Origin of the sequence: Methylobacterium sp. WL12 (assembly GCF_008039475.1) — a bacterium.
GTDB classification, from domain to species: Bacteria; Pseudomonadota; Alphaproteobacteria; order Rhizobiales; family Beijerinckiaceae; genus Methylobacterium; species Methylobacterium cerastii.
Genome location: NZ_VRUW01000004.1, coordinates 61,190 through 86,553, shown reverse-complemented (window position 1 = coordinate 86,553; position 25,364 = coordinate 61,190). Strand labels below are relative to the sequence as shown.

The 25,364-nt window shown below is 71.8% G+C and carries 30 protein-coding genes; 25 read left to right on the top strand and 5 right to left on the bottom strand.

Annotated elements, in window-relative coordinates; genetic code table 11:
• A complete protein-coding gene (locus tag FV226_RS03165) occupies positions 1-651 on the top strand; it encodes an HAD hydrolase-like protein (protein WP_246685308.1) in 651 nt (216 codons plus the stop codon).
• Positions 652-724: 73 nt separating this feature from the next.
• Here FV226_RS03165 and bamE read toward each other — a convergent pair whose 3' ends face one another.
• Positions 725-1,222 carry an outer membrane protein assembly factor BamE gene (gene bamE / locus FV226_RS03160; RefSeq protein ID WP_147753187.1) on the bottom strand — a complete coding sequence of 166 codons (498 nt, stop codon included), beginning with the start codon at positions 1,220-1,222 and terminating at the stop codon, positions 725-727.
• Between the two features lie 224 nt (positions 1,223-1,446).
• Here bamE and FV226_RS03155 point away from each other — a divergent pair, with 224 nt between their 5' ends.
• From FV226_RS03155 to FV226_RS03105, 11 genes are all read left to right on the top strand, one after another.
• Positions 1,447-2,007, top strand: coding sequence for a ubiquinol-cytochrome C chaperone family protein (locus tag FV226_RS03155; protein WP_147753188.1), 561 nt, complete (start codon positions 1,447-1,449; stop codon positions 2,005-2,007).
• Positions 2,004-2,507: a DUF177 domain-containing protein gene (locus FV226_RS03150; RefSeq protein WP_147761776.1), complete on the top strand. Its 504-nt coding sequence runs from the start codon at positions 2,004-2,006 to the stop codon at positions 2,505-2,507. Before FV226_RS03155 ends, FV226_RS03150 begins: the two co-directional genes overlap by 4 nt.
• Before the next feature lie 129 nt (positions 2,508-2,636).
• Positions 2,637-3,671, top strand: a complete 1,035-nt coding sequence (plsX, locus tag FV226_RS03145) for a phosphate acyltransferase PlsX (protein WP_147753190.1) — start codon at positions 2,637-2,639, stop codon at positions 3,669-3,671.
• 130 nt (positions 3,672-3,801) lie between these two features.
• A complete protein-coding gene (locus tag FV226_RS03140; RefSeq protein ID WP_147761775.1) occupies positions 3,802-4,779 on the top strand; it encodes a beta-ketoacyl-ACP synthase III in 978 nt (325 codons plus the stop codon).
• 119 nt (positions 4,780-4,898) lie between these two features.
• Entirely contained in the window at positions 4,899-5,216 is a 318-nt protein-coding gene (locus tag FV226_RS03135) for an integration host factor subunit alpha (protein ID WP_147761774.1), read from the top strand.
• 56 nt (positions 5,217-5,272) lie between these two features.
• Positions 5,273-5,764: a MerR family transcriptional regulator gene (locus FV226_RS03130; protein ID WP_147761773.1), complete on the top strand. Its 492-nt coding sequence runs from the start codon at positions 5,273-5,275 to the stop codon at positions 5,762-5,764.
• Positions 5,765-5,821: 57 nt separating this feature from the next.
• A complete protein-coding gene (locus tag FV226_RS03125; protein ID WP_238270925.1) occupies positions 5,822-6,241 on the top strand; it encodes a hypothetical protein in 420 nt (139 codons plus the stop codon).
• 140 nt (positions 6,242-6,381) lie between these two features.
• Complete coding sequence (locus FV226_RS03120; protein WP_246691471.1) at positions 6,382-6,852, top strand: 4-aminobutyrate aminotransferase; 471 nt, start codon at positions 6,382-6,384, stop codon at positions 6,850-6,852.
• A 229-nt stretch (positions 6,853-7,081) separates the two neighbouring features.
• A complete protein-coding gene (locus FV226_RS03115) occupies positions 7,082-9,034 on the top strand; it encodes a PrkA family serine protein kinase (protein ID WP_147753194.1) in 1,953 nt (650 codons plus the stop codon).
• A gap of 101 nt (positions 9,035-9,135) precedes the next feature.
• Positions 9,136-10,437 carry a YeaH/YhbH family protein gene (locus FV226_RS03110; RefSeq protein WP_147761772.1) on the top strand — a complete coding sequence of 434 codons (1,302 nt, stop codon included), beginning with the start codon at positions 9,136-9,138 and terminating at the stop codon, positions 10,435-10,437.
• A gap of 94 nt (positions 10,438-10,531) precedes the next feature.
• Positions 10,532-12,100: a SpoVR family protein gene (locus FV226_RS03105; protein ID WP_147761771.1), complete on the top strand. Its 1,569-nt coding sequence runs from the start codon at positions 10,532-10,534 to the stop codon at positions 12,098-12,100.
• A gap of 327 nt (positions 12,101-12,427) precedes the next feature.
• On the opposite strand, the gene FV226_RS03100 is transcribed toward FV226_RS03105, so the two are convergent.
• Positions 12,428-13,732 carry a leucine-rich repeat-containing protein kinase family protein gene (locus tag FV226_RS03100; protein WP_147761770.1) on the bottom strand — a complete coding sequence of 435 codons (1,305 nt, stop codon included), beginning with the start codon at positions 13,730-13,732 and terminating at the stop codon, positions 12,428-12,430.
• A 205-nt stretch (positions 13,733-13,937) separates the two neighbouring features.
• Between FV226_RS03100 and FV226_RS28460 the strand changes: the two genes are divergently transcribed.
• From FV226_RS28460 to FV226_RS03075, 5 genes are all read left to right on the top strand, one after another.
• Complete coding sequence (locus tag FV226_RS28460; protein WP_246685306.1) at positions 13,938-14,624, top strand: hypothetical protein; 687 nt, start codon at positions 13,938-13,940, stop codon at positions 14,622-14,624.
• Positions 14,569-15,846, top strand: coding sequence for a terminase family protein (locus FV226_RS03090; protein WP_246691470.1), 1,278 nt, complete (start codon positions 14,569-14,571; stop codon positions 15,844-15,846). Before FV226_RS28460 ends, FV226_RS03090 begins: the two co-directional genes overlap by 56 nt.
• Before the next feature lie 126 nt (positions 15,847-15,972).
• Positions 15,973-17,133 (top strand): phage portal protein, encoded by a 1,161-nt coding sequence (locus FV226_RS03085; RefSeq protein WP_147761768.1) that lies wholly within the window; start codon positions 15,973-15,975, stop codon positions 17,131-17,133.
• 50 nt (positions 17,134-17,183) lie between these two features.
• The gene (locus tag FV226_RS03080) at positions 17,184-17,678 is read left to right on the top strand and encodes an HK97 family phage prohead protease (protein ID WP_147761767.1); all 495 of its coding nucleotides are present in this window, start codon (positions 17,184-17,186) and stop codon (positions 17,676-17,678) included.
• A 7-nt stretch (positions 17,679-17,685) separates the two neighbouring features.
• A complete protein-coding gene (locus tag FV226_RS03075; RefSeq protein ID WP_147761766.1) occupies positions 17,686-18,969 on the top strand; it encodes a phage major capsid protein in 1,284 nt (427 codons plus the stop codon).
• A 30-nt stretch (positions 18,970-18,999) separates the two neighbouring features.
• Here the strand turns inward: FV226_RS03075 and FV226_RS03070 are convergent, their stop codons facing one another.
• The 3 genes from FV226_RS03070 to FV226_RS03060 all read right to left on the bottom strand — a co-directional run bounded on the left by FV226_RS03070 (position 19,000) and on the right by FV226_RS03060 (position 21,480).
• Positions 19,000-19,575 (bottom strand): PAS domain-containing protein, encoded by a 576-nt coding sequence (locus tag FV226_RS03070; RefSeq protein ID WP_147761765.1) that lies wholly within the window; start codon positions 19,573-19,575, stop codon positions 19,000-19,002.
• A gap of 182 nt (positions 19,576-19,757) precedes the next feature.
• Complete coding sequence (locus FV226_RS03065) at positions 19,758-20,633, bottom strand: trypsin-like serine protease (RefSeq protein WP_147761764.1); 876 nt, start codon at positions 20,631-20,633, stop codon at positions 19,758-19,760.
• A 103-nt stretch (positions 20,634-20,736) separates the two neighbouring features.
• The gene (locus tag FV226_RS03060; RefSeq protein WP_147761763.1) at positions 20,737-21,480 is read right to left on the bottom strand and encodes a S1 family peptidase; all 744 of its coding nucleotides are present in this window, start codon (positions 21,478-21,480) and stop codon (positions 20,737-20,739) included.
• 52 nt (positions 21,481-21,532) lie between these two features.
• Here FV226_RS03060 and FV226_RS03055 point away from each other — a divergent pair, with 52 nt between their 5' ends.
• The 8 genes from FV226_RS03055 to FV226_RS03020 all read left to right on the top strand — a co-directional run bounded on the left by FV226_RS03055 (position 21,533) and on the right by FV226_RS03020 (position 25,357).
• Positions 21,533-22,090 (top strand): phage head-tail connector protein, encoded by a 558-nt coding sequence (locus FV226_RS03055; protein WP_147761762.1) that lies wholly within the window; start codon positions 21,533-21,535, stop codon positions 22,088-22,090.
• A gap of 55 nt (positions 22,091-22,145) precedes the next feature.
• The gene (locus tag FV226_RS03050) at positions 22,146-22,493 is read left to right on the top strand and encodes a head-tail adaptor protein (RefSeq protein WP_147754761.1); all 348 of its coding nucleotides are present in this window, start codon (positions 22,146-22,148) and stop codon (positions 22,491-22,493) included.
• The gene (locus tag FV226_RS03045) at positions 22,490-22,936 is read left to right on the top strand and encodes a DUF3168 domain-containing protein (protein ID WP_147761761.1); all 447 of its coding nucleotides are present in this window, start codon (positions 22,490-22,492) and stop codon (positions 22,934-22,936) included. The genes FV226_RS03050 and FV226_RS03045 overlap by 4 nt, the downstream gene beginning before the upstream one ends.
• On the top strand, positions 22,933-23,343 hold the full coding sequence (locus tag FV226_RS03040) for a phage major tail protein, TP901-1 family (RefSeq protein ID WP_147761760.1): 411 nt from the start codon (positions 22,933-22,935) through the stop codon (positions 23,341-23,343). The genes FV226_RS03045 and FV226_RS03040 overlap by 4 nt, the downstream gene beginning before the upstream one ends.
• A 203-nt stretch (positions 23,344-23,546) precedes the next feature.
• A complete protein-coding gene (locus tag FV226_RS03035) occupies positions 23,547-23,867 on the top strand; it encodes a gene transfer agent family protein (protein WP_147761759.1) in 321 nt (106 codons plus the stop codon).
• The gene (locus tag FV226_RS03030) at positions 23,864-24,082 is read left to right on the top strand and encodes a phage tail assembly chaperone (protein ID WP_147761758.1); all 219 of its coding nucleotides are present in this window, start codon (positions 23,864-23,866) and stop codon (positions 24,080-24,082) included. The genes FV226_RS03035 and FV226_RS03030 overlap by 4 nt, the downstream gene beginning before the upstream one ends.
• Positions 24,083-24,110: 28 nt before the next feature.
• Positions 24,111-24,686: a phage tail tape measure protein gene (locus FV226_RS03025; RefSeq protein ID WP_147761757.1), complete on the top strand. Its 576-nt coding sequence runs from the start codon at positions 24,111-24,113 to the stop codon at positions 24,684-24,686.
• A 29-nt stretch (positions 24,687-24,715) separates the two neighbouring features.
• Complete coding sequence (locus FV226_RS03020) at positions 24,716-25,357, top strand: DUF2460 domain-containing protein (protein ID WP_147761756.1); 642 nt, start codon at positions 24,716-24,718, stop codon at positions 25,355-25,357.
• Positions 25,358-25,364 lie beyond the last annotated feature (7 nt).

The window sequence follows — 25,364 nt, the reverse complement described above, 5'->3', positions numbered from 1 at the left end:
GTGGCCCCAGGCGGCGGATACCGCCTCGTCGTCCTCGATTTCGATGGGACGCTCGCCGACACCTTCCCGTGGTTCTGCGGCGTGCTCGGCACGGTGGCCGACCGCTACCGCTTTCGCCGGATCGCCGCGCACGAGGTCGACGAACTCCGCACGCTTCCTGCGCGCGCGATCATGGCGCGGCTCGGCGTGCCGCGCTGGAAGCTGCCGCTGATCACCCGCCACATGCACCGGCTCGCCGCCCGCGACGCCGCCGAGCTGCACCTGTTCCCGGGGATCGCGGAGGCGCTGGCGGGGCTGTCGGAGGCGGGGGTGGCGACGGCTGTGCTCAGCTCGAACACCGAGGCGAACGTCCGCCGCGTGCTCGGGCCGACGGTCGCCGGGCGGATCGACCGCTACGCCTGCGGCGCGTCGGTGTTCGGCAAGGCGCGGCGCCTGAGGGGCCTTTTGCGCCGGATGGGAATCGAGCCGGCCGGCGTGCTCTGCATCGGCGACGAGCTTCGCGACCTCGACGCCGCGCGGGCCGTGGGCTGCGCCTTCTGGGCGGTCGCGTGGGGCTACACCGACCCGGCGGCGCTGGCTGCGGCCGGCCCGGATCGCCTGCTCTCTGAGCCCGCCCAGCTCTTGGAGGCCGTCCTGCCCGCGCGGGGCTGATGAGCGATCAAGCGCTCCGTTTTTCCCTCCCCACAGAGGGGGAGGGGATACCGTCGGGCGTCCGCCCGACGCCTCACATGCCGCGCTGGGCGCCCGGGACCACGCTGGCGCCGTTGCCGGAGCCGAAGGGCTCGTACTTGGTCAGGCCCTTGAACAGCTGGCTGAGGAAGGCGCGGTCGGCGCCGCTGGTCGGCGTGGTGCGCTCGATGAAGTCGAACACCTTGCCGTCCTGCAGGCCGTACAGGGCCACGCGCTCGACCTTGAAGCCAGGGGTGAAGTACACCGCCGTGACCTTCTGGTCCTCGACCTGCTCGCCGAGGAACAGGACTGTGCGCGAGGTGTTCTGGGAGATGTAGTACCAGGACTTGTTGCCGACGGTGGAGACCGTGGACGGCGTGCCGAGCGTCTGCAGCACCTGCTCCGGGCTCATGCCGGGCTTCACGGTCGCGAGCGCGGCCTGGTCGATCTGGTAGCCGTGGCGGAGTTCCTCGCCGATGCAGCCGGACAGGCCGAGGCCCAGCAGGCCGACGAGGCCGAGACGCGCGAGGGACGGAACGAGACGGCGCGACATCGGCCACCTTATGTTGCTGATGGGACGGGACGCCGCTAGGCACGCCGGAGCGCGACACCAGGGGCGGTCTGAGAGTGCTTGCACCTTGACCGTGGGTTGCCGTACCGCGGGGTTATGGCTTTGACAAGGCAAGCTCGGCCACAGGCCACAGCGCAGCGGAAACGCGCCGGATCGTTCCGACGGGCCCCGTCCGGGGGTCGACCCATGGGGCCGAGGCGCACCGCATGATCGCCCGATTCTTTCGCCGCAACGACGCGCGGCGGCGGTCCATCGAGACCCTGCACATGCGCATCAACGCCGCCTCGCGGCAGCCCGGCCTCTATACCGGGCTCGGCGTGCCCGACGGCGTGGAGGGGCGCTTCGAGTCGCTGATCCTCCATGTCATCCTGGTGCTGCGCCGGCTGAACCGCCTGCCGGCGCCGGCGGCGGACGTGGCGCAGGACCTCGTCAACTCGGTCTTCCTCCAGCTCGACGCGTCGTTGCGCGAGCTCGGCGTCGGTGATTTCGGCGTGCCCAAGCGCATGAAGAAGCTCGGCGCCGCCTTCTACGGGCGAGCCGCCAACTACGATGCCGCGCTCGACGCGGGCGACGCCGACGCGCTCGCCACGGCGCTGTCTCGAAACGTGCTCGGCGGCGACGACGCGGGGGCGGCCTCGGGGCTTGCCGCCTACGTCCTCGCCGCCGACCGCGAGTTGGCCGAGGCCGACCTCGACGCATTGCTCGGCGCCGGGCCGCCCTTCCCGCCCGCGGACGCCACCCCGACATCCAACCCGGAACACCGATGAGCGCGAGCGAGACCCCCCTGTCCCGATGGGTGAGCGTGGCGCGGCTGCCGCCGGGCCGCGGCGCCGTCACCGTCGAGGCGACGCCGGCGGAGTGCGCGGCCCTCGCCGCCGACTTCAAGATCCAGGCGATCCGCGACCTCGTCGGACGCTTCGCCGTCGCCGGGCCGACGAGGCGCCTCGTCGTCACCGGCACGGTCGAAGGCACCGTCACGTTGGTCTGCACGGTTAGCCTGGAGCCGTTCGAGACGAAGGTGTCGGAGCCGGTCGAGGTGGCGTTCACCGACACCGACCGCCTCGCCGGCACCGATGCCGAGGATGCCGACATCCCCGACCCGATCGTCGGCGGCCGGATCGACTTCGGTTTGCTGACCGCCGAGTTCCTGGCGCTCGGCATCGATCCCTACCCGCGCAAGCCCGGCGTGGTGTTCGAGGAGGTCCAACTCGGCGAGGACGCCAAGCCCTTCGACGTCCTGCGCACCCTGCGCCCCGAGGAGCCCTGAGCGCCGCCCGGCGCGACGCCGCGCGAGAATTCGTTTGCCCGCCGGGGCGGGATCGCTATTTTCCGCCGCGCCGATCCCGGCCGTCGCCCCCGCGACGGCATCCCATCGAAGGCCGCGACAACCCCCCTCATGTCCCAACGCGTGCGCATCTCGCTCGACGCCATGGGCGGCGACCATGGACCGTCGACCGTCGTGCCTGGCGCCGCGATCGCCCGCGAGCGCCACCCCGAAACCACCTTCCTGATCTTCGGCGACGAGGCGGTGGTCGCCCCGCTCGTCGCCGCCGAGCCGCGCCTGAAGGGCGCCGTCGAGATCCGGCACACCACCTACGCCGTCGCCATGGACGACAAACCGAGCCAGGCGGTGCGCCAGGGCCGCGGCAAGTCGTCGATGTGGAAGGCGATCCAGGCGGTGAAGGACGGCGAGGCCGACGCCGCGGTGTCGGCTGGCAACACCGGCGCCCTGATGGCGATGTCGAAGATCTGCCTCAAGACCATGGCGGGCATCGAACGCCCGGCCATCGCCTGCCTGTGGCCGACGGTGCGCGGCGAGAGCGTCGTGCTCGACGTCGGCGCCACCATCGGTACCGATGCCGAGCACCTCATCGAGATGGCGGTCATGGGCTCCGCCATGGCCCGCATCGTGTTCGACCTCGAGCGCCCGACGGTGGGCCTGCTCAACGTCGGCACCGAGGAGATGAAGGGCAACGAGGCGGTGAAGGAGGCCGCGCGCCTGCTGCGCGAGATCGACCTGCCGAACTTTGCCTATCACGGCTTCGTCGAGGGCAACGACCTCGGCCGCGGCACCGTCGACGTGGTGGTCACGGAAGGGTTCACGGGGAACATCGCCCTGAAGACCGCCGAAGGCACCGCCAAGCAGATCGGCACCTACCTGCGCTCGGCGATGACGCGGACGCTGTCGGCCAAGATCGGCGCGCTGTTCGCCCGTCAGGCGTTCCGTGCGCTGCGGGAGAAGATGAACCCGAGCCGGGCCAACGGCGGCGTGTTCCTCGGGCTCGAGGGCATCGTCATCAAGAGCCACGGCTCGGAGAACGCGCAGGGCTTCGCCGCCGCGGTGGACCTCGCCCACGACATGGCGCGCCACGACCTGATGCGCACGATCCGCGAGATGCTCGACCAGACGCCCACCCTCGCGCCGGCGTGAACTCTTAGCCGGCGTCGACCTTTACGCCGATCCGGGACCCGGTTCGGCGGCTGAACGCGATGGAGATCGGAGCGATGCGGGTCTAGCAGCCGATGGTTGTGAAACGCGTTTCGCGACGGGAAGGAAACCGATGACAACCCTGCGTTCCGTCGTCGTCGGCACCGGCTCAGGGCTTCCTGCGCGGGTGGTGACCAACGCCGAACTCGCCGAGCGGGTCGACACCTCGGACGAATGGATCGTCCAGCGCACCGGCATCCGGCAGCGCTACCTGGCGGACGCCTCCGAGACCACGTCGGTGCTCGGCATCCGCGCGGCGCGCGCGGCCCTCGACGATGCCGGTCTGACCGGGGACGACATCGACCTCGTGATCTGCGCCACCTCGACGCCCGACCATACCTTTCCCTCCACCGCGACCCAGATCCAGGCGGCGCTCGGTATCCATGCGGGCGCGGCCTTCGACCTGCAGGCGGTGTGCGCCGGGTTCGTCTTCGCCGTCTCCACCGCGGACAAGTTTCTGGCGACGGGCGCCGCCCGGCGCGCGCTGGTCGTCGGCGCCGAGACCTTCTCGCGCATCGTCGACTGGGAGGACCGCACCACCTGCGTGCTGTTCGGTGACGGGGCCGGCGCGATCGTGCTGGAGGCGCAGGACGCGGCGGGCACGAACGCCGACCGGGGCGTGATCAGCGCGAGCCTGCGCTCGGACGGGCGCCACCGTGAAAAGCTCTACGTCGACGGGGGCCCGGGCTCGACCGGCACCACCGGCCAGCTGCGGATGGAGGGCAAGGAAGTGTTCCGCTTCGCCGTCGGCTCGGTGATGGACGTGATCGAGGACGCGCTGAAGATGGGGGGTGCGAAGGCCGCCGACCTCGACTGGTTCGTGCCGCACCAGGCCAACAAACGCATCATCGAGGCCTCCGCCGACAAGCTCGGCATCCCGCGCGACAAGGTGGTGCTCACGGTCGACCGCCACGGCAACACCTCGGCCGCCTCGATTCCCCTGGCGCTGGACGTGGCCCGCCGGGACGGCCGCATCCGCCGGGGCGACCTCGTGATGATCGAGGCCATCGGCGGCGGCTTCAGCTGGGGCGCGGCGCTGATCCGCTGGTAGCCCGGAATTTCCCCAGCCGCGCCGGTTGACCCGGGCGGGACCGGGGATTAGCGTGGCAGATCATAGAGATACGTCGCAAACGACGGCTCTCGGCAAGAAAATTCGCGAGGGGTCGTGGCATGGCAGGCAAGACGGTGACGCGCGCCGATTTGAGCGAGGCCGTCTACCAGCAGGTCGGCCTCTCCCGCACCGAATCCGCGGCCCTCGTCGAGACGGTCCTGTCCGAGATCTGCTCCTGCCTGTCCGAGGGCGAGACCGTGAAGCTGTCCTCGTTCGGCTCCTTTGTGGTCCGCTCGAAGGGCAAGCGCGTCGGCCGCAACCCAAAGACCGGCGTCGAGGTGGCGATCGAGCCGCGGCAGGTGATGGTGTTCAAGCCCTCGAACGTGCTGAAGGCCCGGATCAACGGACTGAACGGCGCCGCCCACGCCGAGGAATGAACACGTCCGGCCCCGCCGACCGCACCCTCATCGCCGCCTCGTAGCCGGATCGAATCATGGCGCTCGCTGCCCTCACCGAGGATTCGGGACACGCCGACAAGGAACCGGGCGCGTTCCGGACGATCACCGAGGTGGCTGAATCCCTTGACGTGCCGCAGCACGTTCTGCGGTTCTGGGAGACGCGGTTCGGCCAGATCCGTCCGGTCAAGCGCGCGGGCGGCCGGCGCTACTACCGCCCCGGCGACGTCGCCCTCGTCGCGGGCATCCGCCACCTGCTCCACGTCCAGCGCTACACGATCGAGGGCGCGCAGCGCGTCCTCAAGGAGAACGGCGTCCGGTTCGTCCAGGCGGTCGGCCGCGGCGAGGCGGTGGCGGCCGCACCGGCGGTGCAGGAAGCCAGCCTCGCGACGGCGCCCGCCGATGCGGACAACATTGGCCGCACCCTCGATGGGGATACCATCGACCGTGACGCCTTGGCCGGCGCGCTGCAGGAGCTGTACGCCTGCCGCGACGCGCTGGCGGCCTTCCGCGCTCCGCCCGAGGCCTGAGCGCCCGGTGATTCGAGCTTAGGCGAACTTTGCGTGTCGATCCGCGTTGATCGGCGCATGAGCGCCACCCGCCGTTCGATGACGCCGACGCAGGAACTCATCGGCCGCGTGATGCGGATCGTGCGGACCTGCCCGGAAGCCGCCTCGGAAGTGCTGGAACTGATGTTTCTCGTCAGCCAGATCGAGGCCGCGACCCACGTCGACCGGGATTACCGCGATGCCCGGCGGGTGGTCAGCCGCCTGCGCAACCCGCTCTGGGAGATGGGACCGGCCGACAGGGCCGCGCTGCTGGCTGCGGCCGAGACGATCCGTCGGGTCTGCGGCCTCGACGAGGGCGACATCCCGGTCACCCCGACGTCGGATGCGGGCGAGCGTGCGCGGGTCGAGCGCAGCCTCGCGACCGCGCTCGAAGGCGAACTCGACGCCGCCCAGATCGCCCGCGTCACCGGCGTCGTGGCGGCCGCGCTCCAGCAATAATCGGCACCGCAGCCGCGTTCCCGGCCCTGGTCGTCGGCCTGCGGCCTCGACGCGCACACGAGGCGTCCCCACATCGACTCGGCCGGCACGTGGCCTCACGGCCCCGGATGCCGCGCCAAAAGACCTTCGGAGACACGCCCGTGAGCGCCTACCTGACCGCCCTTCGTCCTCTCCTCGCGCGCCCTGTCCTCGCGCTCGCCGCCGGCGGCCTGCTCCTCGCCGCGCCCGCCTTCGCGCAGACGACGATCACCAAGAGCGAGACCGTCGCCTCGGGCAAGACCGTGCGGATCGCCATCGTCCCGAACCTGAAGAAGGACTGCTCGGCCGGGCCGATGCCGGAGTTCAAGGTCTCGGGCGCGCCGAAGAACGGTGCCCTGATCACCAAGGTCGGCAAGCAGAAGACTCCCGCGTCCTATCGTTGCCCGAACAAGGATACCGCAGTTCAGGGTCTGTTCTACCAGCCGAAGGTTGGCTACACCGGAGCCGACGAGGTGACGTTCGAGATCAAGAATTCGGACGGCCAAGTTCAGACCCAGAACATCAAAATAACCGTCGAGGCCGCTTCGGCCAAGAAGGATGGCGATGCCAAGAAAAACAGCAGCGATCTCTGATCGCAGGCAGTCGAAAGCTTTACGTGCATATTTTTTCGGCCGGATCGTTCTTCGGGTCCGGCCGAGCCAACGAGGAGAAGCTTGACGGATGCCGCAACTCGGCCCGACAGGTGTTGCATTCGGCACACGCAGCGTCACCGCGTTCGCCGCACTGCGACAAATGCGGGTCTGTCGGTTGCGTTCGCGGCAGGACAGGATGAAGCTGTTGACGGTCTGAGAGGGTTATCGAATGCCAATGCATGCGACCAACGACCTTTTCCAGAGCTTCGCCCGCGGGTACGAAGCGCGCCGCGACACGGAGATGACGCTCTCCGAATTTCTTGAGGCGTGCCGCGACGAGCCGCTGATGTACGCGAGCGCTGCCGAGCGCATCCTCGACGCGATCGGCAAGCCGGAATTCATCGACACGTCGAAGGATGCCCGCCTCGGCCGCATCTTCATGAACCGGACGATCCGGACCTATCCCGCCTTCCACGAATTTTTCGGCATGGAGGAGACGATCGAGCGGATCGTCTCGTTCTTCCGCCACGCCGCGCAGGGACTGGAGGAGCGCAAGCAGATCCTCTACCTGCTCGGCCCGGTCGGCGGCGGCAAGTCTTCGCTGGCCGAGCGCCTCAAGGCGCTGATGGAGGCCCACCCGGTCTACGTGCTGAAGGCCGGCAACGAGGTCTCCCCGGTGTTCGAGAGCCCGCTCGGGCTGTTCGACCCCGAGACCATGGGCGCCGAGATCCAGAGCCGCTACGGCATCCCGCGCCGGCGCCTGACTGGGCTGATGAGCCCCTGGGCGCTGAAGCGCCTCGACGAGTTCGAGGGCGACATCTCGCAGTTCAAGGTGATCAAGGTCCGGCCGTCGCGCCTGCGCCAGATCGCCATCGCCAAGACCGAGCCCGGCGACGAGAACAACCAGGACATCTCCTCGCTGGTCGGCAAGGTCGACATCCGCCGCCTCGAGACGCTGTCGCAGGCGGACCCGGACGCCTACTCGTATTCGGGCGGCCTGAACCGCGCCAACCAGGGCGTCCTCGAGTTCGTCGAGATGTTCAAGGCGCCGATCAAGATGCTGCATCCGCTGCTGACGGCGACGCAGGAGGGCAACTACGTCGGCACCGAGAACATCGGTGCGATCCCCTTCACCGGCATCATCCTGGCGCACTCGAACGAGTCCGAGTGGCAGACCTTCAAGACCAACAAGAACAACGAAGCCTTCATCGACCGCATCTACGTGATCAAGGTGCCCTACTGCCTGCGCGTGCAGGAGGAGCAGCACATCTACGAGAAGCTGATCTCGAGCTCCGAGCTCTCGGAGGCGTCCTGCGCGCCGGGCACGTTCGAGATGCTGTCGCGGTTCTCGGTGCTGTCGCGGCTGCGCGAGCACGCCAACTCCAACGCGTTCTCGAAGATGCGGGTCTACGACGGCGAGTCCCTGCGCGAGGTCGACCCCCGCGCCCGCTCGATGCAGGAATACAAGGATTCGGCCGGCGTCGACGAGGGCATGGACGGGATTTCGACCCGTTTCGCCTTCAAGGTGCTGGCTGCGACCTTCAACCACGACACCACCGAAGTCTCGGCCGACCCGGTCCACCTGATGTATGTTCTGGAGCAGTCACTCCGCCGCGAGCAGCTCCCGCCCGAGACCGAGAAGCGTTACCTCGAATTCATCAAGGGCGAGCTGGCGCCGCGCTACGCCGAGTTCATCGGCCACGAGATTCAGAAGGCCTATCTCGAATCCTACCACGATTACGGGCAGAACCTGTTCGACCGCTACATCGACTATGCGGACGCCTGGATCGAGGACCAGGACTTCAAGGATTCCGAGACCGGCCAGCTGCTCAATCGCGAGCTGCTGAACCAGGAGCTGACGAAGATCGAGAAGCCGGCCGGCATCGCCAACCCGAAGGACTTCCGCAACGAGGTGGTGAAGTTCGCGCTGCGCTCGCGGGCGCAGCATGGCGGCCGCAACCCGTCCTGGACCTCCTACGAGAAGCTGCGCGAGGTCATCGAGCGGCGGATGTTCTCACAGGTCGAGGAACTGTTGCCGGTGATCTCCTTCGGCTCGAAGAAGGACGGCGAGACCGAGAAGAAGCACGGCGAGTTCGTCGATCGGATGGTCGCGCGCGGCTACACCGAGCGGCAGGTGCGCCGCCTGGTCGAGTGGTACATGCGGGTGAAGCAGGCGGGGTGATCCGCCCCCTCGGGGGACGCGATCGGGATCCGCCGTGATTTCGGACGACCGGTCGGCGCGGAAGCGCCGCCGGATCTTGCGGGCGGGGATTTGATCACCGAATGCACATCGTCGACCGTCGATTGAATCCAGGGGGCAAGAGCCTCGCCAACCGGCAGCGCTTCCTCAGGCGGGTCAAGGACGTGGCCCAGCGGGCCGTGCGCGAGTCGGCGCGCGAGAAGGACATCAAGGACCTGGGCAAGGACGGCCGCGTCACCGTGCCGGCCGACGGGGTGCGCGAGCCGCGCTTCTCCCGGCAGCCGGGCACCGGCCTCCAGGACCATATCCTGCCCGGCAACAAGACCTACGTGGAGGGCGACCGCATCGAGCGACCGCCAGGCGGCGGGGGCGGCCGCGGCTCCGGCGAAGGCGGCGACGGCGGCGAAAACAACGAGGACGCCTTCCGCTTCGTCCTGACCCGCGAGGAGTTCCTGGAACTCTTCCTCGAAGACTTGGAGCTGCCCGACCTCGCCAAGCGCCGGCTCGCCGTGGTCGAGACGGAGGCGCTTCGCCGGGCGGGCTACACGGTGACCGGCTCGCCCGCCAACCTCGCGCTTACCCGGACGCTGCGCAACTCGATGTCGCGGCGCATCGCCCTCAAGCGGCCGAAGCCGGACGAGGTCGCGGCGCTTGAGGCGCGCATCGCCGAACTGCCCGCGGGCGACCCGGCGTTGCCCGGCCTTTCCGAGGCGCTGGCGGCCCTGCTCGAGCGTACGCGGCGCATCCCTTACGTCGACCCGATCGACCTGCGCTACCGCCGCTTCGAGCCCTATCCGCGCCCGGTGGCGCAGGCGGTGATGTTCTGCCTGATGGACGTGTCCGGCTCGATGACCGAGCATATGAAGGACCTGGCCAAGCGGTTCTACATTTTGCTGCACATCTTCCTCACACGCCGCTACCGGCACGTGGAGATCGTGTTCATCCGCCACACCGACCGGGCGACGGAGGTGGACGAGGAGACCTTCTTCGGCTCCCGCGAGACCGGCGGCACGCTGGTCTCCTCGGCACTTGTGGAGATGAAGCGCATCATCGCCGAGCGCTACTCGCCCGACGACTGGAACATCTACGCGGCCCAGGCGTCGGACGGCGACAACGTCTCCTCGGACGGCCCGACCTCGACCGACCTGCTGCGCGCCCACATCCTGCCGGCCTGCCAGCACTTCGCCTACCTCGAGGTGGGCGACGAGAACGGCCCGCGCGCCGGCTTCGTCGAGCACCGCACCACCCTGTGGCGGACCTACGAGGCCATTGCCAAAGCCGGCGGCCCGATCGCGATGCGCAAGGTCAACCACCGCCGCGAGATCTACGCGGTCTTCCGCGACCTGTTCGGCCGCAAGGACGCGCGGGCGGAGGCGGAGGGTTGATGCGCGCCGCGACGCGTCCGTCCCTCCATCTCTGGAGAGGGGAATGCCCGTCCCGAGCCTATCCGGGACATCGTCCGATCGATCGGGAGGTTGCATGACACTCGTCGAGGCACGCACGCCCCAGACCATCTCCGGTGGCGCCAAGCCCCTCTTCACCGGCAACGACTGGGACTTCGACACCATCCGGCGCATCCACGACGCCTGCGAGGTCGAGGCGCGTGCGCTCGGGTTGTCGTGGTATCCGAACCAGATCGAAATCATCACCGCCGAGCAAATGCTTGACGCCTATGCTTCGATCGGCATGCCCTTGTTCTACAAACACTGGTCGTTCGGCAAGCACTTCGCCCAGCATGAATCCGGCTATCGCCGCGGCATGATGGGTCTCGCCTACGAGATCGTCATCAACTCCGATCCGTGCATCTCCTATATCATGGAGGAGAACTCGGCGACGATGCAGACATTGGTTATTGCCCATGCTGCGTTCGGGCATAATCATTTTTTCAAGAACAACTATCTGTTCCGCCAGTGGACCGACGCCGAGGGCATCCTCGATTACCTCGACTTCGCCAAGACCTACATCTCGCGCTGCGAGGAGCGCTACGGGCACCAGGCCGTCGAGCAGGTGCTGGACGCCGCCCATGCCCTGATGAGCCAGGGGGTGCACCGCTACCCGCGCAAGAAGCGGCCGGACCTCGCCTCCGAGCAGCGGCGCGAGCGCGAGCGGGTCGAGCACGGCGAGCAGATCTACAACGACCTGTGGCGCACCCTGCCGGCCAAGGCCGGTGCCGCCCGCCCGGACCTCGCGATCGAGCGGCGCAAGGCGCTGCTCGAGCTGCCGCAGGAGAACATCCTCTACTTCCTGGAGAAGGCGGCGCCGCGCCTGCAGCGCTGGCAGCGCGAGATCCTGCGTATCGTCCGGCTGGTGGCGCAGTACTTCTACCCGCAGCGCCAGACCAAGGTGATGAACGAGGGCTGCGCCACCTATTGCCACTACCGGATCATGAACGCGCTCTCCGAGAAGGGCCTCATCGGCGAGGCGGCCTACCTCGAGTTCCTGCAGTCGCACACCAACGTCATCCGCCAGCCGAACTACGACGACCGGAGCTATAGCGGCCACAACCCCTACGCGATCGGCTTCGCGATGATGCAGGACATCGCCCGCATCGTGGAGCAGCCGACCGCAGAGGACCGGCAATGGTTCCCCGACATCGCCGGCACCGGCGACGGCATGGCGGTGCTGCGCGACTGCTGGGAGAACTACCGCGACGAGAGCTTCATCGCCCAGTTCCTGTCGCCGAAGCTGATGCGGGACATGCGCCTGTTCCACGTGGCCGACGACCCCGACCAGCCGGAACTGCACGTCGCCGCGATTCACGACGAGCGCGGCTACCGCAAGATGCGCCGGTCGTTCGCGCGCCAGTACGACGTGGCATGGCTCGATCCCGACATCGAGGTGGTGGACGTGGACCTCGAGGGCGACCGCCGCCTGATCCTCCACCACAAGGCGCTGAACAAGATCACCCTGCAGAAGGACGACGCCCGCCGCGTGCTGCAGCACCTCGCCGACCTCTGGGGCTACGATGTGGTGCTCAAGGAGATCGAGCCCGGCACCGGCACGGTGCTCGGCGAGCACCACGCGAGCGCACGGCCGATCTTCTTCTGAGATCGCCGACGCGCGAGGCGCAATCCGGTCGACCGTGAACCGCGGAGTTCCCCTCTCCCCGTGGGCGGGAAGCGGAGGCGAAGCCGAAGCGACGGTGAGGGGGAGGTGCCGAGTGAGGCTCCTCCGTTCGCGCCCCCTCACCTTCGGCTGCCGCCTCGCTTTGCCGACGACGAGGTCGGCAAAGCCCTCTCCCCCACCGAAGTCGGGCCTGCCCGACTTCGGCAGGCAGGTTCGGATCTCGGGCAAGCCCGAGATCCGTGCGGGGCGAGGGGATGCGCTGCCGCCGTCAGGACGCCCGGAAGTCCAAAGCAGCGCCGTCCCCACGCCTCACGACAGCGCGCGCAAAACTTCCGCCATCGCCGGGCGGGCGCCCACGTCGGCCTGGATGCAGGCCCGCTCCAGGTCGCGCAAGCCCGCCGCGTCCGAGAAATCCGCGCTCGCCCGGTCCAGCGCTTCCCCGAGCAGCAGCCCGAAGGCGCGGACCTCGATCCGTTGCAGGGCGGCGCCGGCCGGGCCGTCCGGCAGCACCGAGGCGGCGCCGAAATCGCTGAGCGCCGCCGCGCCGGTGGCGGCGTCCCACAGGATGTTGTGGCCGTAGACGTCGCCGTGCAGCAGGCCGCGCGCGTGAAGGTGGGTGAGGCCGGCGGCGACGTCGCGGACGAGGCGGAGCAAAGCCGCCGGGGCGATGCGGAGCGCCGGGTCGTAGACGTCGCGGCTGCAGCTCGCGAGGCTCGGCGGCCCGGCGAGCACCCGCCAGCCCGGCGGCAGCAGCGGCATCACGAGGCCGTCGGCTCCGTCCGGATGTCCGGTGATCCGCCCAAGCGCCCCGGTGAGGTTCGGGTGCGCGCCGGCCGCGAGGCACGCCTCCATCTCGCGCTCGGGCAGGCCGTCGCTGGTCATCGCCCCCTTGAACAGCTTGAGCGCGACGGCCTGCTGCGTCGCCCCCGAACGCCAGAGCGCGCGGTGGACCCGGCCCGACGTGCCCTCGCCGAGAAGCGGGCCTAGATCGAGGTCGGCGAACGGGATCGCGGCCGCCGCGGAGCGGGGCGCGTCGCCCTCGAACGCGTTGCCGGCCCACGAGGTCCAGGCGAGGCCGGGCAGGGCGGTGAGCCAGGCGGGCAGGGCGTCGAGGCGGTTGGCCGCGAGCCGGATCAGCTCGAGGTTTTCGCAACCCGCCAGGCTGTCCGGTAGGGTGCGCAGGCGGTTGCCCGAGAGCATCAGCTTCTGCAGCCTCGGGCGCGCGCCGAGTTCGTCCGGCAGGTGCGCGATCCGGTTGTCGGTGAGCGTCAGCCAGCGCAGGCGCGGCGGCAGCGCCTCGCCCGGCACGTCCGTCAGCCCGCAGCCGCGAAACCCGACCTGGCTCAGCGCGGTGCAATTCCCCAGGCCCGGCGGAAGCTGCGAGACCGGGTTTCCGGAGCAGAACAACACCTCCAGCCGCTTGAGGCGGCCGAGATCGTCCGGGAGGGCGGAGAGCGCGTTGCCCGAGAGGTCGAGCAGCTCCAGCGTGTCGGCCAACCCGAAGATCTCGGGTGGAAACGCAGTCAGTCCGGCGGCCGGCAGGCGCAAGGTGCGGGCGCCCGCGAGGTCGCCGCGGCGGAGGGCGGCGAGGGTGTCGTGCGTCGCGTCCGGCATTCTCGGGATCTGCGCTCCAGCCCGCTTGGTCAACCGGGGTCGTCGCACGAAGCGCAGGCTCCGGGCAAACACCGGATAAAGGATAAAAGGCCGGTAAAAGGATTATGTGCTTGAAATCGGCACGCTCCTCCGGCATAAGAACCGCACGCTCCAGAAGTGTGACGAGACGGCTCGGGAGGCGGCGATGGGCAGTCCGAACTACCGGGTGCCGCCGGAGCTGCGCGAGGCCGCCGCGCGATTGATGCGCGAGAGCGACCTCACCCTCAGCGCGATCGCCCTCACAACGGGCCTGTCGCTCGGTACGCTGTGCAAGTGGAACCGCGCGGAGAACTGGCGCCCGATACGGAAGCGGCGGCGGGACTGGGACGCGTCGCCGCCGAGGCTGGCCGCCCTGCATCGTCTCGCCCGCCCACGGCGCGGTCCGGAGCTTCAACCCAAGGGCGTCACGCCGGCCAGCACGGAACCCGACGCGGTCGTGCGGCCCGCGGTCGAGCACGCCGGGGCCGAACACGCCTTGGACGAACATGGCTTGGACGAGCACGCCTTGGACGAACATGGCCTGGCCGCCGCCGACCTGCCGACGCTGCGGGCGGCCTTGCGCGCCCATATCGGCCGGCAGATCGCGGCCTTCGACGAGGCGCTGCGGGGCGAGGGCGCCGCGGTGATCGATTCGGCACGGGTGCTGCGCGACCTCGGCGGCCTCAAGCGCCTGCTCGACGACCTCACGATCGAAGGGGAGGGGGATGGCCGCACACCGGACCCTTCCGCCCTCGACCTTGCGGGCCTCCGCGCGGAGATCGCGGGCCGCTATGGACGATGCCGCGACGAGCGGCCGGATGACGGCCTTCCTGGCGAGCCTGCCGCCGCCGCTCCTGCGGGCGCTGGCGCTTGACTGGCTCCACCAGGCCCGGCCCGACCAGCTTCCGCCGCCCTGGGAGGACGACTGGATCACCTGGGCGGTGATCGGCGGCCGCGGCTGCGGCAAGACGCGGACGGGGGCCGAATGGGTCGACGCGCTCGCCCGCGGCGACCCGGCCTTCACCGACGCGGCGATCGGCCGGATCGCGCTGGTCGGCGAGACCTTCGCCGACGTGCGCGACGTGATGGTCGAGGGGCCGTCGGGCCTCCTCGGCCTGCCCGAACGCGGCGCCCGCCCGCGCTGGTCGCCGAGCCGGCGCCGCGTCGAGTGGGCCAACGGTGCGGTGGCGACGGCGTTCTCGGCCGAGGAGCCGGATTCTCTGCGCGGCCCGCAATTCGGCGCTGCGTGGTCCGACGAGATCGCCAAGTGGCGGCGGCCGGAGGCCACCTTCGACATGCTGCAATTCGGGCTGCGGCTCGGCGCCCGCCCGCGCAACCTCGTCACCACCACGCCGCGGCCGATCCCGCTGATCCGACGCCTCATCGCCGACCCGCGCACCGTGGTCACCCAGGCGCGCACCGCCGACAACGCCCAGAACCTCGCCCCCGCCTTCCTGGAGGCGGTGGTGGGGCGCTACGCCGGCACCCGCCTCGGGCGGCAGGAACTCGACGGCGAACTGATCGACGACCGGCCCGACGCCCTGTGGACGCGGGACATCATCGAGGCGACCCGCGTCGCCGCGGCGCCCGAGCTGCCCCGCATCGTCGTCGCGGTCGACCCGCCGGCAAGCTCCGGCCGCTCGGCCGACGCCTGCGGGATCGTCGCGGTGGGCGCGCTCGGCGACACCGCCTACGTGCTCGCCGACGCGACCCTGGCGCGGGCCGGCCCGCAGGCCTGGGCCAACGCCGCGCTGGCGCTCTACCACCGGCTCGGCGCCGACGGACTCGTGGTCGAGGTCAACCAGGGCGGCGAGATGGCGACCGCGGTGCTCGCCCAGTGCGATCCCGCGGTGCCGGTGACGCCGGTGCGCGCCACCCGCGGGAAATACCTGCGGGCCGAGCCGGTCTCGCTGCTCTATGCGCAGGGCCGCGTCCGCCACGTCGGCGCGCTGCCGGCGCTGGAGGACGAGCTCTGCGACTTCGGACCGGACGGGCTCTCGTCCGGCGCCTCGCCCGACCGCCTCGACGCCCTGGTCTGGGCGGTGACGCACCTGCTGCTCGCCCCCCGCGCCGAGCCGCGAATCCGAAGCTTTTGAACAAGCCTCGATGAGCCCGGCTCATCGAGGTCCTGCCCCCGCGATTGCGGGGCGGCGGCGATCCGCCGGACCTCATGGGTTTCGACCCATGAGGCATAGGAAAACTTCCATTCCGAGGAGCCGCCTATGCCGACCCTGCTCACCCGGCTGGCGCGCGCCGCCGGCTACGTGCCGGCCGTGAAGGCCGCGCCCCTCGGGGGGCCGAGCGTCGCCTTGTACGGCGACGCCCGCGCCGTCTGGACCGCCCGCGACGGCACCGCGCTCGCCCGCGAGGGCTACCAGCGCAACGCCGTCGTCCACCGCGCCGTGCGCCTCGTCGCCGAGGGCGCCGCGACGATCCCGCTGGTCGTCACCGGCGCGGAGGCCGTCGACCACCCGATCGCCGCGCTGCTGGCGCGGCCGAACCCGCGCGAGGGCGGCACCCGGCTGCTGGAGACGCTGTACGGGCACCTGATGGTGTCCGGGAACGCCTACCTGGAGGCGGTGTCGCTGGACGGGGTCCCGCGCGAGCTGTTCGCGCTCCGCCCCGACCGGATGCGGGTGGTGCCGGGCGCCGACGGCTGGCCCGCCGGCTACGTCTACGAGGTCGGCGGGCGCCGCGTCGTCTACGACCAGTCCGGCGCCGTGCCGCCGATCCTGCACCTCGCGCTGTTCCACCCCACCGACGACCATTACGGGCTGTCGCCGATGGAGGCTGCGGCCGTGTCGCTCGACATCCACAACGCGGCCGGCGCCTGGAACAAGGCGCTGCTCGACAACGCCGCGCGCCCCTCCGGCGCGCTGGTCTTCGCCGGGGCCGGGGCGTCCCTAAGCGAGGCGCAGTTCGTGCGGCTGAAGGCCGAGCTCGAGGCGAACTACCAGGGCGCCGGCAATGCCGGGCGGCCGCTGCTGCTCGAAGGCGGGCTCGACTGGAAGCCGCTGGCGCTCTCGCCGAAGGAGATGGACTTCGTCGAGGCCAAGGCCGCGGCCGCACGCGAGATCGCGCTCGCCTTCGGCGTGCCGCCGCTGCTCCTCGGGCTTCCGGGCGACAACACCCACGCCAACTACGCCGAGGCCAACCGCGCCTTCTACCGGCAAACCCTGGTGCCGCTCGCCCGCCGCACCGCGGAGGCGCTCGCCCACTGGCTCGCGCCGGCCTTCGGCGACCTCCGCCTCGAACCCGACCTCGACGCGATCGAGGCGCTGGCGACCGAGCGCGAGTCGCTCTGGCGCCGGGTGCAGGCGGCGGACTTCCTGACGACGGCCGAGAAGCGCGAGGCGGTGGGCTACCCGCCCGAGCCCGCCTGACGCGGCGGGCCACGCCTGCCTTCTGCCCGTGTTCGCTTCGGAGACCGCCCATGGACGGCCATTTCACCGGCTATGCCAGCCTGTTCGGCGTGCCCGACCTCGGGCGCGACGTGGTGCAGGCGGGCGCCTTCGCCGCGAGCCTGCGGCAGCGCGGCGCCGCCGGGGTGCGGATGCTGTGGCAGCACGATCCCGCCGAGCCGATCGGCCGCTGGCAGGCGCTGGCCGAGGACGCGCGCGGCCTGCGCGTCGAGGGCCGCCTCAACCTCGCGGTGCAGCGGGCGCGCGAGGTCGACGCGCTGATGCGCGACGGCGCCCTCGACGGGCTGTCGATCGGCTTCCGCACCGTGGCGGCCCGCCCGCGCGGCGGCTTCCGCCAGCTCCACGCGGTCGACCTCTGGGAGATCTCGCTCGTCACCTTCCCGCTGCAGCCGGGCGCCCGCGTTGCGCAAGCGCCGCTGCCGGCGGAGCTGCGCGCCTTCGCCCGGCGGCTGGCACCCGGCGGCGGCGTCCGCCGCCCTCCATTTCCCTTCGCTTTCCAACGGTGAGGTTCCCATGACCCGTCACGATACCTTCGAGACCAAGTCCGACTTCGCGCTCCTGGAGAACAAGGCCGGGCGGCCCGCCTCCGATCCGGGCACCGCGCGGGACGCGTTCGACGGGCTGACCCAGGCCTTCGAGGCGTTCAAGGAAACGAACGACATCCGGCTCGGCCAGATCGAGGGCCGCCTCGGGCCAGACGTGCTCACCGAGGAGAAGCTGGCGCGGATCGACGCGGCCCTGGACAGCGCCCGGACGCGGCTGGACCGCATCACCCTGGACCGCGCCCGCCCGCCGCTCGGCCGCCCCGAGCAGCCGCGGGACGCGATGACCGACGAGCACAAGGCAGCCTTCGACCTCTACGTCCGGGCCGGCGAGAGCGGCGGCCTGAAGGGCCTGGAGGCCAAGGCGCTCTCGGCCGGCTCCGGCCCGGACGGCGGCTACCTGGTGCCGCAGACGATCGAGCGCGAGGTGCTCAAGCGCCTGTCCGCCCTGTCGCCGATCCGCGCCATCGCCAGCGTCCGCACCATCTCGGGCGGGCAGTACAAGCGCGCGGTGGCCACCGGCGCCCCGGCGGCCGGCTGGATCGGCGAGGCCGCGCCGCGCCCGGCCACCGACGGGCCGGTGCTGTCGGAGCTGAACTTCCCGGCGATGGAGCTCTACGCCATGCCGGCGGCGACCCAGACGCTCCTCGACGACGCCGTCGTCGACCTCGACGCCTGGCTCGCCGACGAGGTCGAGACCGCGTTCTCCGAGCAGGAGGGCGTCGCCTTCGTCACCGGCAACGGCGTGAGCCGCCCGCGCGGCTTCCTCAGCTACGACACCGTGGCCAACGACGCCTGGGTGCCGGGCAAGGTCGGCATCGTCGGCACCGGCGCGGCCGGCGCGTTTCCGGCGGCCAACCCCGCGGACGTGCTGTTCGACCTCGTCTACGGCCTCAAGGCCGGCTACCGCCAGAACGCCGGCTTCGTCATGAGCCGGCGCACGCAGAGCGCGATCCGCAAGTTCAAGGACGCGGACGGCAACTACCTCTGGCTGCCGCCGACCGCCGCCGACCGGGCCGCGACCCTGCTCGGGTTCCCGGTGACGGAGGCCGAGGCGATGCCCGACATCGGGCCGGCCAGCCTCGCCGTCGCCTTCGGCGACTTCCGCCGCGGCTACCTCGTGGTCGACCGCACCGGGCTGCGGGTGCTGCGCGACCCGTACTCCGCCAAGCCCTACGTGCTGTTCTACACGACCAAGCGCGTCGGGGGCGGCGTGCAGGACTTCGCCGCGATCAAGCTGCTGAAGTTCGCCTGAGGGCAGGGCGGCGCGGGTCTCGCGCCGGCCTCACGCGTCCGGGCGCCTCGCCAGCGCCCGGCCGACTTCGAGGAGGAGCGTGTCGACGAGCGTCCGCAGCCGCGTCTGCCCGGTGCGGTCGATCGCCAGGCGCGCGGCGAGGATCTGGTCGGCGGCCTGCTCCAGTGGGTCGGACGGAGGCAGCACGCGAAGCTTCGGCCCGGACAGCACGCTGAAATTCGGACGTGTGTCCGTGATGTCCACGTAGGCGCCGTGGCCGTGCATCCCGTTTGCCGTGGGCACCAGATGCCCGCGGTTCCGGATCCAGCGGATTTCGCCGGCCTGCGTCAGGATGCGGAACTCGGCGGCGAACGTCCCGCCTGTCCGGCGCACCCGCTTGATCTGTGCGAAGACCCAATCGCGATCCTCGGGATGGATGCGGGCCAGCGCCTCGTCGAGGGTGAGCGGCTTTCCGGCCAACGACGCGTCGCCCGCCATCACGCTGGAGGCCCCCGCATCCAGCACCGACCGCCCCGACGCGACGTTCGTCTCCCAGACGCCGACGAACCCGAAGGCGTTCAGCGCCGAGGCGAGCGAAGGCGTGACGGGTGTCGAACCGTCGAACATGAACGATACCCTTGCACGAAGGCGCATCGGGTTTGCGGGGCCCGGATGCGCCGATGCCGATGGCGCCAGCGGTATCATCCACTGAATTGAAAATACAATCGCGCCGCCACTCCCGGCGATCGACGCGCAGCCGGTACGACGACCGTGTGTTTCGCCGCCATTCCAAGATCAGATGGTGGGTCTCAGCGGGCGCGGCCGGGCCGGGCCATCCAGTCCGAGCGGTTGCCGCGGCCGGCCGGCATCGCCTGGCCGACCTCGATCCGCGCGAGTTCCGCCGAGCGGGCGGCGATCCACCCGGTGTGCTCGGCCACCGGCGTCACCGCGGTGAAGCCGCCGCAGGCGGTGCGGTGGCGGGCGTCCTGGCGCATCGCGCCGCTGGACCAGCTCACGACGCCGACGATCTGGTAGCCGCCGGGGCCGCCCGACAGGATCGGGCCGCCGGAATCGCCCAGGCATGCGCCGGCGCCGGCGGTCTCGGCCATGCGGCGCCGGTCGGTGACGACGGTGACGCGGTTGGCGACCTGCAGCGAGCCGATCGAGACAAGGTGGGCCTGGCGCAGGGTGCGGGCGCTGTTGCGGCGGTTCTCGGCGACGACGCCGAAGCCGGCGATGTCGACCGCGTCGCCGTTGCCGATCGTCCCGGCGCCGCGCGGATCGAGGGGGGCGTAGTCCGCCCCGAGCGGCTGCTCGAGCTTGAGCAGGGCGAGGTCGATGCCCGGCTGGTCCTCCGGCGTGGTGCCGGGCACGAAGTCGGGATGCATCGAGGCGGCGATCGCGGAGACCCGGCGCTGGCGAAAGCCGCGGTCGACCGCCACGATGCTGTAGCCGGCCGGCTGCATCACGCAGTGGGCGGCCGTCAGCACGAGGTCGGGTGCGATCAGCGTGCCCGAGCAGATCTCGCCGAGCGTGCTCTCGATCCGGACGACGAAGTTGCGCGTGCCGTTGGGGTCGCGGGTCACCGCGCCGTTGATCACGGCCGAGGCCGGCGCCGGCAGAAAGCTCAGCAGGCCGAGGGACAAACCGCCGAGGAGGGCGCCGCGGAGGACAGTGGCGAGCATCGTTCACTCCGGGGGCCGAAGGCGCACTCGGCCCGGTGGGACTCAAGCGTAACGTAAAGCAATCCGTCGGCCAAGGTTCCGTTCCTTGAGGGAGTGGGTCCGCTCAGCGCCAGCGCGCCGCGCCGCCCCAGCCGGCCAGCGTGCGGTCGAGCCAGTCCCGCTGCGGCGCGACGAGCACGGCTTGCGTGAGGCCGCCGCAGGCGCCGCCGATCCAGGCGGTGACGGCGACGACGCCCGATCCGTCCGAGACCGGGCCGCCGGAATCGCCCTGGCAGCCGCCGGCGCGGCCAGGACCCTTCAGCCAGACCAGGATGCGGCTCGGGCCGTGCGGCTCGATCACCGGCAGCGCGACGCTGCGGAAGGTGCCGGTGGAGCGTGGGTCGCCGGGCGTGTCGGCGCCGTAGCCGGAGAGCGTCAGGGTCTCGCCGGCCCGCGGGCCCGCGGCGCTGAACGTCGCCGGGGCGAAGCGCGACGGCAGCGGCGTGTCCGTGCGCAGGAGCGCGAGGTCGATCGACCGGCGCCGGCCGGCGATCGCCCCGGCATCGTAGCCCGGATGGACCGCCCGGGCCGCGACCGCGACGAGGACCGGTTGCCCGGAGGCGTCGCGGAAGTGGACGCGGTGCTCCAGCACCGCGGCCGCGCAATGGCCGGCGGTGAGCACCACGTCGGGGGCCACGACCACGGCCGAGCAGACGCCGCCCTTCGAGGACAGGACCATCACCGCGCCCTCGGGCGTCGCCTCGGCGCCGCCGACCACCGCGCCCGCCGGGCCGCCGGCGAGGGCCACGTTCGCGAGCCACGCCAGGCCGATCGCGGCCGGGCGCTGAACGCCTGCTCGGAACACCATCGAGACCCCTCGATCCACCAACCCCTCGATCCCCGATTCATGGAGATGCGCGATGATGCCGATACGCGTGGCCGGCGCCGTCGTCGAGCCGGTGACCGTGCCCGAGCTGCGCGGCTACCTCCGCCTCGATCCGGACGACGCGGCCGAGGACGACCTGCTCGCCGCCCTGATCGCCGCCGCCCGCGCCGAGCTCGAGACCGAGACGCGGCGCATCCTCGTGCCCGGCACCTGGCGGCTGGTGCTGGACCGCCCGCCCGCGGACGGCCGGGTGCCGGTACCGCTGAGCCCCCTCGTCGACTTGGTACGCGCGGGCTTCTCCGCCGCGGATGGCGGCTTCGTCGCACTCGGCCCTGGCCTCGTCGCCCTCGGCGCCGACCGGATCGAGGCGCCCGGGCTGCAGCTCGGCGCCCTTCCCGATGCGGCCGGCCGCGCCCTCCTGGTCGAGGTCGCGGCCGGATACGGCGGCGACGGCCCGCCGCTGGCGCCGCCGCTCAGGCTCGCGGTCCTGCGCCGGGCCGCCGCCCGCTACGAGCACCGCGGCGACGACGCCGCCCCGGATGGCGGCGACCTCGCGGCCTGCGCCGCGCCCTTCCGCCGGCTGCGGCTGTGACCCGCGCCGCCGCATCCGCCTCCCGCTTCCAAGCACCCGTTTCCCGGAGCCCGCCATGCCCGCCACCGTTCCGCCGGCGATCGGCGCGCGCCGCCGCCGGCTCGTGCTGGAGCTGCCGATCGACGAGCCGGACGGCTTCGGCGGCACCCTCCGGCGCTACGTCGCCGGGCCGGTGCTGTGGGGGGCGATCGAGCCGGTCGGCATCGTCGATCGCCTGCGCGGCGGCCGCGACGACGGCGTCGCGACCCACCGCATCACCCTGAGAGCGCGGGCAGGCCTCACCGCGGCGATGCGGCTCGCCGCCGGCCCGCGCCGGTTCGCCATCCGGGCGATCCTCGACCCGGACGACCGCGGCCGCGACCTCGTCTGCCACGTCGAGGCCCTGCCGGAGGCGAGCGCATGAGCGGCATCCCCTCCGTCGCGCCGCCCGCGCCGAGCCCGCTCCTCGCCATGCGGGCGGCGCTGATCGCGCGGTTCTCTACCGACGCGGCGCTCGCCCGTCTGATGGGCGGGGCGTTCCGCCTCTACGACGAGCCGCCGGCCGGCGCGCAGCCGGTCTACGCCCTGTTCGGCGACGCCGAGATCCGCGACGATTCCGTCGACGGCGCCGTCCGCCACCAGCACAGCCACGCCCTCGTGGTGTTCGCCCGGCCGGGCTCGGTCCGCACCGCGCTCGACGCCGCCGAGCGGATGTCGGCGCTGGTCGCCGACCCGGCCCTGGCGCTGACCGGCCACGCCCTCGTGACCCTGCGGGTCCAGGCCATCGCGGCGCGACGCGACGAGCGCACCGGCGAGGCCCGCGCCACCCTCACGCTCCAGGCCGTCACCGAAAGGAACCCACCATGACCGCTCAGAAGGGCAAGGACCTGCTGATCCGCGCCGGCAACGGCGCCGGCGGCTTCGTCGCCGTGGCAGGCCTGCGCGCGCGCCAAGTCGCCTTCAACGCCGAGGCCGTGGACGTCACCAACGCCGATTCCGCCGGGCGCTGGCGCGAATTGCTCGCCGGCGCCGGCGTGCGCCGCGCCGCGATCTCGGGCTCCGGCGTGTTCCGCGACGAGGCCTCGGACCTGCGGCTGCGGCAGGTGTTCTTCGACGGGGTGATCGAGACCTTCCAGGTGGTGGTGCCGGCCTTCGGCACCCTCGAAGGTCCGTTCCAGATCACCGCGCTCGAATATCGCGGCGACCACGCCGGCGAGGTCACCTTCGACATGAGCCTGGAATCGGCCGGCGCCGTCGCCTTCACCGCGCTCTGATCCAGCACGGACATCCCGACGGCAGTCGGCCAGCGCGACCGCGCGCCGCCGCGGGTGCGGCGGGCGCCTTCGACCGGTTTGGGTCGAAGGCCACCAAGCCGAGCATCCCGACCTTGGGAGGCCAGCGCGACCGCACGCCGCCGCCGGTGCGGCGGACGCCTTCGGCCGAGCCGGTCGAAGGCCACCCAAGGAGACACCCATCCATGGCCAACCGCAGGCGCGGCGAGGTGCCGCTCGATCTCGGGGGGACCCGCTACACCCTCTGCCTCACCCTCGGCGCCCTGGCGGAGCTCGAGGACGCGTTGCAGGCGGGCGACCTCGCCGGCCTCGCCGAGCGCTTCGCCGCCGGCCGGCTCGCGGCGCGCGACCTGATCGCGCTGCTCGGCGCGGCGCTTCGCGGCGGCGGCCACGCCCTCGACGACGCGGCGGTCGCGGCCCTGCCGCTGGCCGGCGGGCTGGAGCCCGTCACCACGGCCCTTGGCGAGGCCCTGCTCGCCGCCTTCGGAGCGCCGCCGGACCCTTGAGCGCCACGGGCGGGACGGCGCCGGGCACCACGCCCGCCTTCCCGTGGGACGACGCGCTGTCGCTGGCGCTCGGGCGCCTGCGCTGGCGGCCGCGCGACCTCTGGCGCGCCACGCCGCGCGAGCTGCTCTTCGCCGCCGGGCTCCGAGCCAGTGGCGCCGGGCTCGGCCGCGACGGGTTGGCGCGGCTGATCCAGGACCATCCGGACACGGCGTGAGGCCGGTCCGCGCTTGCAGGAGAGACCCATGGCGGAGACCGACCTCGACCGGGCGAACGCCGCCCGCATCAAGCAGCTCGACACCCTGGACAAGCTCGCCCAGCGCTTCGGGCAGAGCCTGTCGACGGCCCTGACGCGCAGCCTCACCTCCGGGCGCCAGCTCGACGGGGTGCTCGGCTCCCTCGGGACGCGCCTGGCCGGAACCGCGGTCCGGGCGGCGCTGAAGCCGGTCCGCACCGGCATCACCGGCCTGGTCAACAGCCTGCTCGGCTCCGCCGTCGGGGCGGACGCGGCCTTCGCACGGGGCGGCGTGCTCCAGGGCGGCCGGGTGCGGGCCTTCGCCGGCGGCGGGGTGGTCGCGGCCCCGACCTACTTCCCGATGAGCGGCGGCACCGGCCTGATGGGCGAGGCCGGGCCGGAGGCGATCCTGCCGCTCCGGCGAGGCTCCGACGGCCGCCTCGGGGTCGGCGCCGGACCGGGCGGGCGGCCGGTCGCGGTCACCGTCAACATCGCGACGCCGGACGCGGCCTCGTTCCGCAAGTCCGAGGCGCAGGTCACCGCGAGCCTCGCCCGCGCCGTGGCCCGCGGCCAGCGCGCGCTGTGAGAGCGTACGCCACGACCGGAGGAGAACCGATGCCGGACGATTTCCACGAGGTGTCCTTTCCCCTCGACGTCGCGCTGCGCGGCAGCGGCGGCCCGACCCGGCTGACCGAGATCGTCACGCTCGCCTCGGGGCGAGAGCACCGCAACAGCCGCTGGGCCGATTCCCGGCGCCGCTACGACGCCGGCTTCGGCATCCGCTCGCTCGACACGCTCCACGCGGTGCTGAGCTTCTTCGAGGAGCGGCGCGGGCGCCTCTACGGCTTCCGCTATCGCGACCGGGTCGACTTCCGCTCCGGGCCGCCGGGCCGGGTGCCGGCGCCGACCGACCAGCGCCTCGGAATCGGCGACGGGGCGTCCCGGGCGTTCGCCCTGCTGAAGACCTACGGCACCGGGCCGACGCCCTACCGGCGGGCGATCGCCAAGCCGGTGGCCGGCAGCGTGCGGGTGGCGGTGGCCGGCGTCGAGACGCCCGCGCAACGCTTCGCCTGCGATCCCGCCACCGGGCAGGTCGTCTTCGCCGCCGGCGCCGTGCCCCCGGCGGGCGCCGTCGTCACCGCGGGCTTCGCCTTCGACGTGCCGGTCCGGTTCGACGCCGACGACCTCGTGATCAACCTCGAAGCCTTCACCGCGGGCGAGATCCCGAAGGTGCCGCTGGTCGAGATCGTGCCCTAGGGAAACT

Excerpts from the sequence above, each read along its gene's own strand:
- bamE (WP_147753187.1), bottom strand. The coding sequence starts at position 1,222 with ATGTCGCGCCGTCTCGTTCCGTCCCTCGCGCGTCTCGGCCTCGTCGGC.
- FV226_RS03155 (WP_147753188.1), top strand. The coding sequence starts at position 1,447 with ATGATCGCCCGATTCTTTCGCCGCAACGACGCGCGGCGGCGGTCCATC.
- FV226_RS03150 (WP_147761776.1), top strand. The coding sequence starts at position 2,004 with ATGAGCGCGAGCGAGACCCCCCTGTCCCGATGGGTGAGCGTGGCGCGG.
- plsX (WP_147753190.1), top strand. The coding sequence starts at position 2,637 with ATGTCCCAACGCGTGCGCATCTCGCTCGACGCCATGGGCGGCGACCAT.
- FV226_RS03140 (WP_147761775.1), top strand. The coding sequence starts at position 3,802 with ATGACAACCCTGCGTTCCGTCGTCGTCGGCACCGGCTCAGGGCTTCCT.
- FV226_RS03135 (WP_147761774.1), top strand. The coding sequence starts at position 4,899 with ATGGCAGGCAAGACGGTGACGCGCGCCGATTTGAGCGAGGCCGTCTAC.
- FV226_RS03130 (WP_147761773.1), top strand. The coding sequence starts at position 5,273 with ATGGCGCTCGCTGCCCTCACCGAGGATTCGGGACACGCCGACAAGGAA.
- FV226_RS03125 (WP_238270925.1), top strand. The coding sequence starts at position 5,822 with ATGAGCGCCACCCGCCGTTCGATGACGCCGACGCAGGAACTCATCGGC.
- FV226_RS03115 (WP_147753194.1), top strand. The coding sequence starts at position 7,082 with ATGCCAATGCATGCGACCAACGACCTTTTCCAGAGCTTCGCCCGCGGG.
- FV226_RS03110 (WP_147761772.1), top strand. The coding sequence starts at position 9,136 with ATGCACATCGTCGACCGTCGATTGAATCCAGGGGGCAAGAGCCTCGCC.
- FV226_RS03105 (WP_147761771.1), top strand. The coding sequence starts at position 10,532 with ATGACACTCGTCGAGGCACGCACGCCCCAGACCATCTCCGGTGGCGCC.
- FV226_RS03100 (WP_147761770.1), bottom strand. The coding sequence starts at position 13,732 with ATGCCGGACGCGACGCACGACACCCTCGCCGCCCTCCGCCGCGGCGAC.
- FV226_RS03090 (WP_246691470.1), top strand. The coding sequence starts at position 14,569 with ATGACGGCCTTCCTGGCGAGCCTGCCGCCGCCGCTCCTGCGGGCGCTG.
- FV226_RS03085 (WP_147761768.1), top strand. The coding sequence starts at position 15,973 with ATGCCGACCCTGCTCACCCGGCTGGCGCGCGCCGCCGGCTACGTGCCG.
- FV226_RS03080 (WP_147761767.1), top strand. The coding sequence starts at position 17,184 with ATGGACGGCCATTTCACCGGCTATGCCAGCCTGTTCGGCGTGCCCGAC.
- FV226_RS03075 (WP_147761766.1), top strand. The coding sequence starts at position 17,686 with ATGACCCGTCACGATACCTTCGAGACCAAGTCCGACTTCGCGCTCCTG.
- FV226_RS03070 (WP_147761765.1), bottom strand. The coding sequence starts at position 19,575 with ATGTTCGACGGTTCGACACCCGTCACGCCTTCGCTCGCCTCGGCGCTG.
- FV226_RS03065 (WP_147761764.1), bottom strand. The coding sequence starts at position 20,633 with ATGCTCGCCACTGTCCTCCGCGGCGCCCTCCTCGGCGGTTTGTCCCTC.
- FV226_RS03060 (WP_147761763.1), bottom strand. The coding sequence starts at position 21,480 with ATGGTGTTCCGAGCAGGCGTTCAGCGCCCGGCCGCGATCGGCCTGGCG.
- FV226_RS03055 (WP_147761762.1), top strand. The coding sequence starts at position 21,533 with ATGATGCCGATACGCGTGGCCGGCGCCGTCGTCGAGCCGGTGACCGTG.
- FV226_RS03050 (WP_147754761.1), top strand. The coding sequence starts at position 22,146 with ATGCCCGCCACCGTTCCGCCGGCGATCGGCGCGCGCCGCCGCCGGCTC.
- FV226_RS03045 (WP_147761761.1), top strand. The coding sequence starts at position 22,490 with ATGAGCGGCATCCCCTCCGTCGCGCCGCCCGCGCCGAGCCCGCTCCTC.
- FV226_RS03040 (WP_147761760.1), top strand. The coding sequence starts at position 22,933 with ATGACCGCTCAGAAGGGCAAGGACCTGCTGATCCGCGCCGGCAACGGC.
- FV226_RS03035 (WP_147761759.1), top strand. The coding sequence starts at position 23,547 with ATGGCCAACCGCAGGCGCGGCGAGGTGCCGCTCGATCTCGGGGGGACC.
- FV226_RS03025 (WP_147761757.1), top strand. The coding sequence starts at position 24,111 with ATGGCGGAGACCGACCTCGACCGGGCGAACGCCGCCCGCATCAAGCAG.
- FV226_RS03020 (WP_147761756.1), top strand. The coding sequence starts at position 24,716 with ATGCCGGACGATTTCCACGAGGTGTCCTTTCCCCTCGACGTCGCGCTG.